This window comes from Ruegeria sp. L11 (genome assembly GCF_056531755.1).
This window is the reverse complement of the sequence record NZ_JBQFMI010000009.1, coordinates 80,592-93,211: the sequence shown is the minus strand read 5'-3', so window position 1 is coordinate 93,211 and position 12,620 is coordinate 80,592. Positions and strand designations below refer to the sequence as shown.

Annotated in this window: 14 protein-coding genes; 10 read left to right on the top strand and 4 right to left on the bottom strand. The window is 59.9% G+C overall.

What is annotated here, in order from left to right:
- Positions 1 to 9: 9 nt before the first annotated feature.
- From ACR0CE_RS14700 to ACR0CE_RS14670, 7 genes are all read left to right on the top strand, one after another.
- Positions 10 to 825, top strand: coding sequence for a cytochrome c oxidase subunit 3 (locus ACR0CE_RS14700; protein WP_209505605.1), 816 nt, complete (start codon positions 10 to 12; stop codon positions 823 to 825).
- 156 nt (positions 826 to 981) lie between these two features.
- Positions 982 to 1,659 (top strand): SURF1 family protein, encoded by a 678-nt coding sequence (locus ACR0CE_RS14695; protein WP_480833056.1) that lies wholly within the window; start codon positions 982 to 984, stop codon positions 1,657 to 1,659.
- Positions 1,656 to 3,044: a threonine synthase gene (thrC, locus tag ACR0CE_RS14690; RefSeq protein WP_480833055.1), complete on the top strand. Its 1,389-nt coding sequence runs from the start codon at positions 1,656 to 1,658 to the stop codon at positions 3,042 to 3,044. Before ACR0CE_RS14695 ends, thrC begins: the two co-directional genes overlap by 4 nt.
- Positions 3,041 to 4,303, top strand: coding sequence for a M16 family metallopeptidase (locus ACR0CE_RS14685; RefSeq protein WP_480833054.1), 1,263 nt, complete (start codon positions 3,041 to 3,043; stop codon positions 4,301 to 4,303). The genes thrC and ACR0CE_RS14685 overlap by 4 nt, the downstream gene beginning before the upstream one ends.
- Positions 4,303 to 4,887: a GNAT family N-acetyltransferase gene (locus ACR0CE_RS14680; RefSeq protein ID WP_209505614.1), complete on the top strand. Its 585-nt coding sequence runs from the start codon at positions 4,303 to 4,305 to the stop codon at positions 4,885 to 4,887. The genes ACR0CE_RS14685 and ACR0CE_RS14680 overlap by 1 nt, the downstream gene beginning before the upstream one ends.
- Positions 4,888 to 4,990: 103 nt before the next feature.
- Positions 4,991 to 5,809 (top strand): MBL fold metallo-hydrolase, encoded by an 819-nt coding sequence (locus tag ACR0CE_RS14675; RefSeq protein ID WP_480560381.1) that lies wholly within the window; start codon positions 4,991 to 4,993, stop codon positions 5,807 to 5,809.
- 38 nt (positions 5,810 to 5,847) lie between these two features.
- Positions 5,848 to 7,263, top strand: coding sequence for an FAD-binding oxidoreductase (locus ACR0CE_RS14670; protein ID WP_480833053.1), 1,416 nt, complete (start codon positions 5,848 to 5,850; stop codon positions 7,261 to 7,263).
- Between the two features lie 42 nt (positions 7,264 to 7,305).
- Here the strand turns inward: ACR0CE_RS14670 and ACR0CE_RS14665 are convergent, their stop codons facing one another.
- Positions 7,306 to 7,845, bottom strand: a complete 540-nt coding sequence (locus tag ACR0CE_RS14665) for an adenine phosphoribosyltransferase (RefSeq protein ID WP_209505620.1) — start codon at positions 7,843 to 7,845, stop codon at positions 7,306 to 7,308.
- 325 nt (positions 7,846 to 8,170) lie between these two features.
- Here ACR0CE_RS14665 and ACR0CE_RS14660 point away from each other — a divergent pair, with 325 nt between their 5' ends.
- A complete protein-coding gene (locus ACR0CE_RS14660; protein ID WP_209505622.1) occupies positions 8,171 to 8,344 on the top strand; it encodes a hypothetical protein in 174 nt (57 codons plus the stop codon).
- 8 nt (positions 8,345 to 8,352) lie between these two features.
- Here the strand turns inward: ACR0CE_RS14660 and ACR0CE_RS14655 are convergent, their stop codons facing one another.
- Complete coding sequence (locus ACR0CE_RS14655; protein ID WP_480488482.1) at positions 8,353 to 8,982, bottom strand: LysE family translocator; 630 nt, start codon at positions 8,980 to 8,982, stop codon at positions 8,353 to 8,355.
- A gap of 163 nt (positions 8,983 to 9,145) precedes the next feature.
- Here ACR0CE_RS14655 and ACR0CE_RS14650 point away from each other — a divergent pair, with 163 nt between their 5' ends.
- Positions 9,146 to 9,298 carry a hypothetical protein gene (locus tag ACR0CE_RS14650; protein ID WP_480492712.1) on the top strand — a complete coding sequence of 51 codons (153 nt, stop codon included), beginning with the start codon at positions 9,146 to 9,148 and terminating at the stop codon, positions 9,296 to 9,298.
- Here the strand turns inward: ACR0CE_RS14650 and ACR0CE_RS14645 are convergent.
- Positions 9,295 to 10,167, bottom strand: a complete 873-nt coding sequence (locus tag ACR0CE_RS14645) for an S-methyl-5'-thioadenosine phosphorylase (RefSeq protein WP_480484387.1) — start codon at positions 10,165 to 10,167, stop codon at positions 9,295 to 9,297. The genes ACR0CE_RS14650 and ACR0CE_RS14645 overlap by 4 nt on opposite strands.
- Positions 10,168 to 10,233: 66 nt before the next feature.
- Positions 10,234 to 10,794, bottom strand: coding sequence for an invasion associated locus B family protein (locus ACR0CE_RS14640; protein ID WP_480833052.1), 561 nt, complete (start codon positions 10,792 to 10,794; stop codon positions 10,234 to 10,236).
- A 165-nt stretch (positions 10,795 to 10,959) separates the two neighbouring features.
- Here ACR0CE_RS14640 and ACR0CE_RS14635 point away from each other — a divergent pair, with 165 nt between their 5' ends.
- Positions 10,960 to 12,594, top strand: coding sequence for a SulP family inorganic anion transporter (locus ACR0CE_RS14635; RefSeq protein ID WP_480488476.1), 1,635 nt, complete (start codon positions 10,960 to 10,962; stop codon positions 12,592 to 12,594).
- Positions 12,595 to 12,620: the final 26 nt, after the last annotated feature.

The window sequence follows — 12,620 nt, the reverse complement described above, 5'->3', positions numbered from 1 at the left end:
GGGACGCTGATGGCACACGCTAAAAACCACGATTATCACATTCTGGCCCCGTCGATCTGGCCTCTGATCGGCGCCGTCGGCGGCTTTGTCATGCTGTTCGGAGCTGTTCTCTGGATGCAAGGCATCACGCCCTTCATGTTCTGGGCCGGTCTGGCAGCTGTGCTTTACACGATGTTCGCCTGGTGGTCGGATGTGGTTGCGGAAAGCCGTCAGGGTGATCACACGCCTGTTGTCCGCATCGGTCTGCGCTACGGCTTCATCCTGTTCGTCATGTCTGAGGTGATGTTCTTCTTCGCCTGGTTCTGGTCGTTCTTCAAACATCGCATGTACCCGATGTACGACTATGCCGGCACCGAATACATTCAGCCGGATATTCATGCGGTTGACCCGTTCCACCTGCCGCTGATCAACACGCTTGTTCTGCTGCTGTCGGGCTGTGCGATCACCTGGGCGCACCATGCGCTGGTGCACGACAACGACCGCAAGGCGCTGATCAATGGTCTGGCCATTGGCATCGTGCTGGGTATCGCCTTTACCTTCCTGCAGGGCTATGAATACGCCGAACTTCTCAAGCATGAAGGCTGGGAATTTGGCGGCGACCAGTTCTATTCCAACTTCTTCATGGCGACCGGGTTCCACGGTGCGCACGTGATCATTGGGACGATCTTCCTGACCGTCTGCCTGATCCGCGCGCTTAAGGGTGACTTCACCCCCGAAAAACACGTCGGTTTTGAGGCCGCCGCTTGGTACTGGCACTTCGTCGACGTGGTCTGGCTGTTCTTGTTCTTTGCCGTTTACATCTGGGGCCAGGCTCCGCTGATGTAACGCCGGTCAGGCTGATCAGTTGCAAAAGCCGCCCCAAGGGGCGGCTTTTTCTCTATGTGGGGCGCAAGATTGCGCCCCATACAATTGCGTGGTTGCAATTCAGCCCGCGCGCCCCTTAACAAGACGCCGGTTCCTGCAAAGAAGTTTGGTCCTGACATGCGCCGTATCCTGTTCCTGCTAATCTTCGGCCTCGCCGGTTTGGGCGTGCTGCTGTCGCTGGGCATCTGGCAGGTGCAGCGTCTGGCGTGGAAGCAGGACGTGCTGGCCGAGATCGAAGAGCGGATCTCGGCTGCGCCGGTTTCCCTCCCGCTGCAGGTTTCGGTGGATCAGGACAAATACCTGCCGGTAACGGTGTCGGGCGAGACGGAGCCTGCGGAAGTTCACGTTCTTGTTTCGCTCAAACAGGTCGGTGCGGGGTATCGCATCATTCAGCCGTTCATTACCGGGGGCCGGACCATTCTGATTGACCGGGGGTTCATCCCGACCACGGCCAAACAGACCGAGCGGCGCAACGGCCAGATGGAGATTACCGGCAATCTGCACTGGCCAGATGAAATCGACAGTTACACGCCCGCACCTGATCTCGACGCCAACATCTGGTTCGCCCGCGATGTGCCCGCGCTTGCGGGTGCACTGGGCGCGGAACCGGTTCTGCTGATCGCCCGTTCGCAAACCGATCCGAATGTGACGCCGCTGCCGGTGGACACGGCGGGCATACCAAACGATCACCTGCAATATGCAATAACCTGGTTTGGTCTGGCTCTGGTCTGGGCCACGATGACCGGATACTTCCTGTGGCGCAGCCGTGCCAATTCTGAAAGTGACGCGACATGAAATATATCTCGACCCGCGGGCAGGCGCCCGAACTGACGTTTGAAGAGGCGATGTTGACCGGGCTTGCCCGCGATGGTGGCCTGTATCTGCCCGCCGAAATCCCGGTGATGTCGCAGGACGAGATCGCGGCGCTGGCCGGATTGCCCTACGAAGAAATCGCATTCCGTGTGATGTGGCCCTATGTCAGCGGCTCATTCGCCGCGGATGAGTTCAAGGCGATCATCGCCCGCGCTTACGAAGGTTTCGGCCACGATGCTCGCGCGCCATTGAAGCAGCTGAACGAGAACCACTTCCTGCTGGAACTGTTCCACGGCCCCACGCTGGCCTTCAAGGACTTTGCCATGCAACTGATCGGCCAGTTGTTCCAGGTGGCGCTGAAACGCCGTGGTGACCGTGTGACCATCGTCGGCGCGACCAGCGGGGATACCGGTTCAGCCGCGATCGAGGCGTTCCGCGGGCTGGACGCGGTGGATGTGTTCATCCTGTTCCCGCATGGCCGCGTGTCCGATGTGCAGCGCCGCCAGATGACCACGCCTGCGGACAGCAACGTGCATGCTTTGGCCGTTGATGGTGATTTTGACGATTGTCAGGCTGCGCTGAAAGACATGTTCAACGATTTCGACTTCCGCGACGGCGTGAAATTGGCGGGTGTGAACTCGATCAACTTTGCCCGCGTCTTGGCGCAGATTGTTTATTACTTCTCGGCTGCCGTCAGCCTTGGTGCGCCGCACCGCAAGGTCAGCTTCACGGTGCCAACCGGCAACTTTGGCGACATCTTCGCTGGCTATCTGGCCAAGCGTATGGGGCTGCCGATTGACCGCCTTGTGGTGGCGACCAACCAGAACGACATTCTGCATCGCTGCCTCTCGGGCGAGGGGTATTTCAAGGGCGAGACTATCCCCTCGATCAGTCCGTCGATGGACATTCAGGTCAGCTCGAATTTCGAACGCGCGCTCTATTATGCCTATGGCGAAGATGGCGGGGCCATCGCACAATTGATGGATGAGCTGAAACAGGGTGGCTTCAATATCAGCCAGGGCGCGATGGAAGCGCTGCGTGAGAATTTCGATTCGGGCCGGGTGTCCGAAGAGGAAACGCTGGCCACGATCAAATCCACGCTGGTGCACAGCGCCGAACTGGTCTGCCCGCACACCGCCGTGGGCATCAAGGTCGCAGAAGAGCACCGCGCGGCAGACGTTCCGATGATCACGCTGGCCACCGCGCACCCGGCGAAATTCCCGGCCGCGGTCGAGAAGGCAAGTGGTGAACATCCGCCTCTTCCCTCCCGCATGTCTGATCTGTATGAACGTCCGGAACGGGTGACCCGCATCGCCAATGACCTGGGTGCCCTCGAGGATCATATAAAAAGGCACATCGCTGAGTGACTGTCAGACAAGACCAACTGAAGAACGGGTTTCGTATCGTCAGTGAACATATGCCGGGGCTGCAATCTGCGGCCATCGGCATCTGGGTAACCGCCGGTGGGCGGCATGAGCGGATCGAGCAGAACGGTATCGCGCATTTTCTTGAACATATGGCGTTCAAGGGAACCGAGCGCCGTTCGGCCTTGCAAATCGCCGAGGCGATCGAGGATGTGGGCGGCTATATCAACGCCTATACCTCGCGCGAGGTGACGGCATATTACGCACGCGTCTTGAAGGACGACGTGGCACTGGCGATGGATGTGATCGGTGACATCGTTCTGAACCCGGTATTTGATCCGCGCGAGATCGAGGTCGAGCGGGGCGTGATCCTTCAGGAAATCGGTCAGGCCCATGACACACCCGATGATGTGATCTTTGACTGGCTGCAAGAGCAGAGCTATCACGACCAGCCCCTGGGCCGGACGATCCTGGGCCCGACGGAGCGGGTCAGTGCTTTTTCGCGTGATGACCTGTCGGGCTTTGTGACCGAACATTATGGCCCCGAACAGATGATCCTGTCCGCAGCAGGTGCTGTGGATCACGACATGCTGATGAAACTGGCCGAAGAAATGTTCGGCCATCTGCAATCCCGCAAGGGTCTGATCCCCGAGATCGCACGCTTTACCGGCGGCGAAGCCCGTCAGGTAAAAGAGCTGGAACAGGCACATTTCGCCCTGGCGCTGGAAAGTCCCGGCTATCGCGACGATGCGATCTATACGGCGCAGATCTATTCGACCGCATTGGGCGGTGGCATGTCCTCGCGCCTGTTTCAGGAAGTGCGTGAAGCACGTGGGCTTTGCTACACGATCTTTGCGCAGACCGGTGCCTATGCCGATACCGGAACAACCACGATCTATGCCGGGACCTCGGCCAATCAGGTGGCCGAACTGGCGACGATCACCATCGATGAGATGAAGCGCGCCGCCGAGGACATGAGCCCCGAAGAGGTCGCCCGTGCCCGGGCCCAGATGAAGGCCGGGATGCTGATGGGGCTGGAAAGCCCGTCGAATCGGGCCGAGCGTCTGGCGCGGCTGGTGCAGATCTGGGGACGGGTGCCCTCGCTGGAAGACACGGTTGCCAAGATCGATGCGGTCAGCACCGAGGACGTGCGCGCCTTTGCCGAAACCATGGCCGTTCAGGCCCCGGCGGCGCTGGCGCTTTACGGACCGGTCGCAGACGCACCGACATTGGCGGACTTGCAGGAGAGGCGTGCAGCGTGATGCTGTTGGGCAGACGCAAGCTGAAACTCGAGACCGCGCGGCTTAGCTTGCGTCCGCCTGTACATTCCGATTTCAACGATTGGGCGGCGTTGCGGCGCGCCTCAAAAGGTTACCTGACCCCGTGGGAGCCGATCTGGGCCAAGGATCACCTGAGCCGCAAATCCTTTACCAATCGAGTCTACTGGGCTCAGCGCTCAGTCGCGAGTGGCACAGCAATTCCGCTTTTTCTTTTTCGCCGTGAAGACAATGTGTTGGTCGGGGCGATCACGCTGGACAATATCCGGCGCGGCCCTGCGCAGGCCGGAACCCTGGGTTACTGGACCGGTGAATCCTTTGCCCGTCAGGGATACATGCGCGAAGCGATTGGCGCGATGGTACATCACGCCTTTACCCGTCTGGATCTGAGCCGGATCGAAGCCGCGTGTCTGCCGGAAAACCGGGCGTCGCGCGGTTTGCTGGAAAGCTCGGGCTTCAAATATGAAGGCGTGGCGCAGTCTTATCTACAGATCAACGGGCGATGGCGGACGCATGTTCTCTATGCCAGCCTGCGGTCCGACCGGCGTGGCAAGACGGACGCGGGCTAGGGGGGCTCTGCCCCCGTCGCGGCAAGCCGCGCCTCCCCCGGGATATTTTTGGCCAGATGAACAAGGGGCATGACTTGGTGGCGATCTGCGCTACACTTCGGGTATGCGCTGGTTGGTTGCAGCATTGATGGTGATTTCGGGCGGGGCCGTGGCGCAGGAGCGGCGGCCGAGCCATTGTATCGCCATCGCCGAGGCGGCGCCGGGGATCGAATATCTGCACAAAGCTGCATGGCAGGACCCGGTGCCGGAGTTTTCGGTGCGCATCAGCTATATCGCGCATGCCGCTTTTATGATCCAGACCCGTGGCGGGTTGAATGTGGTGACAGACTTTACCGGGTTCATCGGCAGTGCCGATCTGATTCCCGACGTGGTGACAATGAACCATGCGCACGACACCCATTGGACGGCACATCCCGACCCGTCGATCCCGCATGTCCTACCGGGATGGGGAGAATTCGGGCAGGGGATCGAACATCACCTGGATCTGGGCGAGATGCTGATACGCAATGTCCCGACCGATATCCGCTCGGCCTATGGCGGAGTTGAGGAACGCGGCAATTCTATCTTCGTGTTCGAGGTCGAAGGGCTGTGTATCGGCCATCTGGGACATTTGCATCATGTACCGTCAGACGAACAGTTTGCTGCGCTGGGTCGGTTGGATGTGGTCATGGCCGCCGTCGATGGCGGAACAACCATGCCCTTGCCTGACATGATCTCGGTTCTGAAGCGGCTGAAAAGCTCGGTGATCATTCCGATGCACTGGTTCTCGGAGTTTTCGCTGGATCGCTTCCTCGTGGATATCCGGGATGAGTTCCCGGTCGAACGTGACGGCGTGTCCGAGATCACCGTCTCTCTGCGTGACTTGCCGGACCGTCCAACGGTTGTCGTGCTGGAGCCGCGCTATCTGATTGATCTGGAATAAGGCTTGCCGTGGCGGAATCGGTTGGGCATTGAAAGCGTATGAGTCTGAACCCCGCTGATGACCGCATTGCCACGCTGATCCGCTCGAAACTGGGCGATCAGGTGCTGCGCCCGGTGACCGACCGGTATCTCGAAGAGCCGCGCGGGCGATATGCCGGACAGGCTGGCCTGCTGGCCTTGCCCCGCACAACCGAGGAGGTCTCGGTACTGGTGCAGGTGGCGTCCGAAATGCGTGTTCCCGTGGTGCCCTATGGCGGCGGAACCGGTCTGGTCGGGGGGCAGGTGATGCCGCATGGGCCCGCGCCCCTTGTGATTTCGCTGGAGCGGATGACGGCCATCCGGTCCGTCTATCCCACCGAAAACGTACTGATTGCCGAGGCCGGCGCCATTTTGCAGGACGTCCAAGCCGCGGCCGAGGCGCAAGACCGCCTGTTTCCCTTGACGCTGGCGGCGCAGGGATCCTGTCGGATCGGGGGCAACCTGTCCACCAATGCCGGGGGCGTCAACGTCTTGCGCTATGGCAATGCGCGCGACCTGTGCCTTGGGCTCGAGGCCGTTCTGCCCAATGGTCAAATCTGGCAGGGTCTCAGCCGGTTGCGAAAGGACAACACAGGCTATGACCTGCGCAATCTGCTGATCGGGGCCGAGGGCACGCTGGGGATCATCACCGCAGCCGCGCTCAAGCTGTTTCCCCGGCCTGCCGCGATCGGGACGGCGATGTTTCAGGTGGCGTCACCCGAGGCTGCCATTTCCCTGCTGGCCCAGGCGCGTGATCGCGTGGGCGAGGCTGTCAGCACTTTCGAACTGATCCACCGGCAGGGGCTGAAGTTCTTGTCCGAGGTTCTGCCGGATGTCCGGCAACCGTTTGAAACACCGCCAGAGTGGAGCGTTCTGATCGAATTGGGGCTGGCCACGGGGCAGTCTCCGTCCGACGCGCTGGAGGATATCTTTGTCCACGCGCAAGCGCTTGGGCTGGTGCAGGATGGCGTGATTGCACAAAGCGAGGCGCAGCGTGATGAGTTGTGGGCCGTGCGCGAGCGAATCCCCGAGGCCAACCGCCTGATCGGCTCGGTGTCGAGCCATGATATCTCGATCCCGATCTCAGAAATTCCGGAATTTGTGCGCCAAGGGGAAAAGTTGGTTTCCGGTCTCGGGCAGTTCCGGATCAATTGCTTTGGCCATCTCGGGGATGGCAATCTGCACTACAACGTCTTTCCCCCCAAGGGGCAGCGCCGCGCGGAATTTGAGGGTCAGAGCGCTGTGGTCAAGCGGGCCGTGCATGATTTGGTCCATGCCTTTGATGGTTCGGTCAGCGCGGAACACGGCGTGGGCCGCATGAAAACGGACGATCTGGACCGCTATGGCGATCCGGTAAAGCTGGATGCAATGCGGACCATCAAGGCGGCGCTGGACCCCTTGGGCATCATGAATCCCGGCGCGGTGCTGAAGGCGTGAACCCGGCTCTGACTCTTGTTAAGAAATCCGAAGGTTGCCGCGTTAAAGCCCTTCGAATTCGCACAGGACATGCACGTCCATGCCCATATCTTCCAATACTTTGCGCCCGCCGAGGTCAGGCAGGTCGATAATGAACGCGCATGAGACGATCTCACCGCCCAAACGCTCGATCAGTTTGATGCCCGCCGCCGCAGTGCCGCCTGTGGCCAGAAGGTCGTCAACGACAAGGATTTTTTCGCCTGGCTGGATGGCGTCATCGTGGATCTCGACGATCGCTTCACCATATTCCAGCTTGTAGTCCTGGCTGATCGTTGTGCCGGGCAGCTTGCCTTTCTTGCGGATCGGCACGAAGCCCAGGCTCAGCTGATGCGCAATCGCCCCCCCAAGGATAAAGCCCCGCGCCTCGAGGCCGACAACCTTGTCGATGCGTTCCCCGGCATAGGGGTGCAGCATCTGGTCAATGGCCATCCGAAATCCGCGCGGATCGGCAAACAGCGTCGTCACATCGCGAAACAGAATTCCTTCATGCGGAAAGTCGACAATCGTCCGGATGTAGTCTTTGACAGTCTTGTTCCTTGACATGAACCAACCCTTTTCCGCTTCAAATACCAAAACGTGTTTGGCCCAAGAGGGTTAGCCATGCAAGGAACAATTCATTCGCACGATCACCAGCGGCACGAAACCACAGCCTTGGGCAATCCGTAATACCGGTGAAGCGTGGCAGGTGGCCAAGACAGGTGCGGCTTGTGCATTTGCGTTGATCTCGCAAAAGAAAGGCCCCAGACGGTTTGAAGGTTCATTGCCATTTCCGTTCCGGTGCTGTTAAGTGCTCGATAACGACAATCACTATGCTATGTATACACAATGCATCTCCTGAATTAACAAGCATTTGCTAGGAGCAACGCGCGTGCCAAAGAAAGACGGCAAGGGATCGACGAAGAAAAACAGCCAGCTGGTTCTGCGTCTGGACAAGGATGAGCGCGACGCGTTTGTCGAGTTGTGCAGGGAGCTGGATACATCAGCTGCCCGCGAAATCCGCCGGTTTATCCGCGGGTTCATGAAGGAAAACGCCGAAAACTGAAGAAGGGGTCAGGCCGGGCGGCGCAGAACTGACGTGGCGAAACCCATCCCGATCAGAGTCAGCCCGCCAAACCGCGTCATCCCGGTGATCACGCTGGCGCGGCCAATCAGCCGCCGCAACCGGTCGGCCAGCAACGCATAAGCCAACGCGTTCAGCCAGGCTAGCCCGACAAAAGTGGCAATCAGGATGGCAAATTGCGGCCCCAGTGGTTCAGCCGGGCGCAGGAACTGCGGCACAAAGGCGATGAAAAAGGCGATGGATTTCGGGTTCAGTGCCGTGACTGCGGCCGCGTGTCCAAACACGCTGCCGGGGGTGACATCCCGCCCGGTCGCGACCGTTCCCAGACCGTTCGCCGGGGCGCTGCGCAGCAGTTTAACCCCAAGCCAGACCAGATAGGCCGCACCGACCCATTTGAGGACGGAAAACAAGGTGGCCGAGGCCAGAACAAGCGCGCCTAGCCCCAACAAAGATGCGGTCATCGCCACAAGATCCCCCACAGCGACCCCCGTGGCCGAGGCCACGGCAACGCTGCGCCCCTTGGACAGCGCATAGCTCAGCACCAACAGCACGGTCGGGCCCGGGATCAGCAGCAAGGCGGTGGATGCGGCAACAAAGGCCAGCCAGAGTTCCAGAGACATAAGGGTCAGCTCGCAATACGTTCCTTTGGTATCGCTATAGCCAAACTACCGGTGCTTGACAATTTTCATGGCGACCAGCTTTCGGGCCCGCCAAAGCAGTCCGATCAGGCCCAGACTTGCACGAAAACTGATACCAGTGCGATCCTTCACAACCGTCGCATTCTTGCGGCGAGTATCCGGCAGAAAGAACCCGCATCCCCTGTGCCCGGACAGTTACGGGCGCAGGGTCGATGTCATGCTTGGACGCTTGCATAACGTGATCCGGGAACCCGAACTGCTGGCGGCGATGATGCCTGATGCGTCGCGCGGAACCTAGAGAATCCGCCCCGCCACCGCGTCCAGTTTGGCCAGCAGCACCGGATCGCGCTTTTCGGGCGCGGTGAGGATGGCATATTCTAGCGCCCGGTCACAGCCATGCGGACAGGGCGCGCGGTCGGTCCCCAACAGGATGGGAAGGCCTTTGACCAGTGCACGGCCCTTGTCGGCATTGCCGGTCAGGGTCGCAATGATGGTGGTCACATCCACCTCGCCATGATCCGGGTGCCAGCTGTCAAAATCGGTGACCATCGCGATTGAGGCATAACAAAGCTCGGCTTCGCGGGCGAGCTTGGCTTCGGGCATGTTGGTCATCCCGATCACGTCGCAGCCCCATTGCTCGCGATACATCTTCGATTCCGCCAGAGACGAAAACTGCGGCCCTTCCATCGCCAGATAGGTGCCGCCGCGATGGATCGTGATACCGGCAGCCTTGCCTGCGGTCTCACAGGCGTCCGACAGGCGCGGGCAGGTCGGGTGCGCAACGCTGACATGGGCGACGCAGCCTGTTCCGAAAAAGCTCTTGTCGCGCGCAAATGTCCGGTCGATGAACTGATCGACGATGACAAAATCGCCCGGTGCCATGTGTTCGCGAAACGACCCGCAGGCCGAGACCGAGATCACATCCGTCACACCAAGCCGTTTCAGCGCGTCGATATTGGCGCGATAGGGCACATCGGTGGGCGAATGCACATGCCCGCGCCCATGGCGCGGCAGAAAGGCCATTGCGACACCGTCCAGCGACCCGGTCAGAATCTGATCCGAGGGCGCCCCCCAAGGGGTATCGACACTGACCCATTCCGCATTTTCCAGCCCATCGATGTCATAGATGCCTGATCCGCCGATAACGGCAATCCTGGTTTGGGTCACTGTCCTGCTCCGCCTGAAATACTGATATTGAATTTGTGCGGGTTCGGCCCGAAATTGACAAGAGGTCTATTCCTGTTTCGCCAGCAGGTTACGCTGTTGAGATTGCGTATTGAAATCCGCCCACGCGGATCCAAACTCATCCAGCGGCCACGTCAGGTCCTGCGATTGACCATGCCTGTCACGAAACTCAAAACGATACGCATCCCCGTTCAGCATGGCATCCAGCAGGCTGTCGGCGCGATGATCCTCGAATGTGCAGCTTAACCCTGTCAGGCACCCGGGGCGCCGCGTGCGCCAGATCACATCCTGATCTTTCTCTATGCGGAATCCAGAAGGGCTGAAGAAGGTGCCGGGCTCAATCCCGAACTCGATTTTGAAACCATCTGGTTCAGGTGTGATGAACATGAATTGCGCCGCAAATTTCGGACGCAAGGAAAACACCTCGGCGCGCCTTATGTAGCAGCGCTTCACCAAAGTACCGGCTTCCTCACGCTCGTCACAAATCGAATTCCAGATGCCGAAAATTTCATGGTGCGTGACACGCCAGTTTCCAGCCGTGTCATTCCCTTGCAAGTCCTGTGCAAAGGCGGGCAGGGCCGATAGAAATATAAGGGCAATCCAACGCATGAACTCACATTTGGGTGCTTGATCCGGGTGCCGCAAATCACGTTGCCGAGAGGCGAGTTATGCGCTGTGCGCATGGCTGCATCCCACCTCCTGCGGTGGCTTAACAGCGGCGCGCCCGCTACAACGACCCCTTCGCGCGAACATAAAATCCTTTAGGACTGTCCAATGCCCCGAGCCTTGCTGGCAAGTTTTGCCAACCGTATCGCCATACCCGATCTGCGCTGGGTGCCGGATGAGGGGCTGACCTTCTCTCGCCTGCGGATCGAGCTGCTGTCCGGCCTGACCGTGGCCCTCGCACTGGTGCCCGAGGCCGTGGCCTTTGCCTTTGTGGCAGGCGTGCACCCGCTGGTGGGCCTATATGCCGCTTTCCTTGTGGGGCTCATCACCGCGCTGATCGGCGGACGACCCGGCATGATCTCGGGCGCGACGGGCGCGCTGGCGGTCGTCATGGTGGCTTTGGTGGCCGAACATGGGGTCGAATACCTGTTCGCGACGGTGGTTCTGATGGGGATCCTCCAGGTTATCGCCGGGGCGATGCATTGGGGCCGCTTCATCCGACTGGTGCCGCACCCGGTGATGCTGGGTTTTGTGAATGGCCTGGCCATCGTGATCTTTCTGGCCCAGATGGGCCAGTTCAAGGTGCCGGGTACCATGGAAAACACCGGTCACGGCATGGGTGGTGGAGAATGGCTCTCCGGTGCGCAGCTATACACCATGCTGGGCCTTGTGGCACTGACCATGGCGGTGATCTGGGTGGTGCCGCGCATCACGCGCATCATTCCTGCGCCTCTGGCCGGTATTCTGGTTGTCGCTGCGCTGGTGATCGGTCTGGGTCTGGATGTTCCGCGCGTCGGTGATCTGGCCTCGATCGAAGGTGGTCTGCCTGCCTTCCACATCCCGATGGTTCCGCTGAACTGGGGCACGCTTGAGGTCATCCTGCCCTACGCTGTCATTCTGGCCGCGATTGGCCTGATTGAATCCCTTCTGACCCTGAACCTTGTGGGCGAAATCACCGGCAAGCGCGGCGGGGCGTCTCAGGAATGTATCGCCCAGGGAGCGTCGAATATCGTTACCGGCTTTTTCGGAGGCATGGGTGGCTGCGCGATGATCGGTCAGTCGATGATCAACGTGAAATCCGGTGGCCGGACCCGTATCGCCGGGATCGCTGCGGCGCTGTTTTTGCTGACCTTCATCCTGTTTGCCTCACCGCTGATCGAGCAGATCCCGCTGGCCGCGCTGGTTGGGGTGATGTTCATGGTGGTCATCGGCACCTTTGCGTGGAACTCGTTCAAGATCCTGCGCAAGGTTCCACTGACCGACGCCTTTGTCATCGTTCTGGTCACCGTCGTGACAGTGATGGAAGACCTCGCGGTTGCTGTTGTGGTCGGTGTCATCGTGTCGGCTCTGGCCTACGCTTGGAACAACGCCAAGCGCATCCACGCCGTCACCCGTGAGTCCGCGACCGAAAAAGGGGCGAAGGTCTATGAAATCCAGGGGCCGCTGTTCTTTGGGTCATCGGATGGCTTTATCGAACTCTTCGATGTGCCGAATGACCCGGAAACCGTCATCGTCGATTTCGCTGAAAGCCGTGTGGTGGACCAGTCGGCATTGCAAGCCATCGAAAACATCGCGGCCAAATACGAGGCCGCGGGTAAACGCGTCATGCTGCGCCACCTGAGCCGGGATTGCCACAAGCTGCTGAACAAGGCAGGGCACCTGATGGTCGACAGTGATGATGACCCGGATTATGAACTTGCCGTCGATTATTCGGTCCGTACCGGCATTCTGGGCGGCCACTGATCCTATTGCGAGGCTCTGCCTCGCGC

Excerpts from the sequence above, each read along its gene's own strand:
- thrC (WP_480833055.1), top strand. The coding sequence starts at position 1,656 with ATGAAATATATCTCGACCCGCGGGCAGGCGCCCGAACTGACGTTTGAA.
- ACR0CE_RS14675 (WP_480560381.1), top strand. The coding sequence starts at position 4,991 with ATGCGCTGGTTGGTTGCAGCATTGATGGTGATTTCGGGCGGGGCCGTG.
- ACR0CE_RS14700 (WP_209505605.1), top strand. The coding sequence starts at position 10 with ATGGCACACGCTAAAAACCACGATTATCACATTCTGGCCCCGTCGATC.
- ACR0CE_RS14670 (WP_480833053.1), top strand. The coding sequence starts at position 5,848 with ATGAGTCTGAACCCCGCTGATGACCGCATTGCCACGCTGATCCGCTCG.
- ACR0CE_RS14655 (WP_480488482.1), bottom strand. The coding sequence starts at position 8,982 with ATGTCTCTGGAACTCTGGCTGGCCTTTGTTGCCGCATCCACCGCCTTG.
- ACR0CE_RS14695 (WP_480833056.1), top strand. The coding sequence starts at position 982 with ATGCGCCGTATCCTGTTCCTGCTAATCTTCGGCCTCGCCGGTTTGGGC.
- ACR0CE_RS14635 (WP_480488476.1), top strand. The coding sequence starts at position 10,960 with ATGCCCCGAGCCTTGCTGGCAAGTTTTGCCAACCGTATCGCCATACCC.
- ACR0CE_RS14640 (WP_480833052.1), bottom strand. The coding sequence starts at position 10,794 with ATGCGTTGGATTGCCCTTATATTTCTATCGGCCCTGCCCGCCTTTGCA.
- ACR0CE_RS14680 (WP_209505614.1), top strand. The coding sequence starts at position 4,303 with ATGCTGTTGGGCAGACGCAAGCTGAAACTCGAGACCGCGCGGCTTAGC.
- ACR0CE_RS14665 (WP_209505620.1), bottom strand. The coding sequence starts at position 7,845 with ATGTCAAGGAACAAGACTGTCAAAGACTACATCCGGACGATTGTCGAC.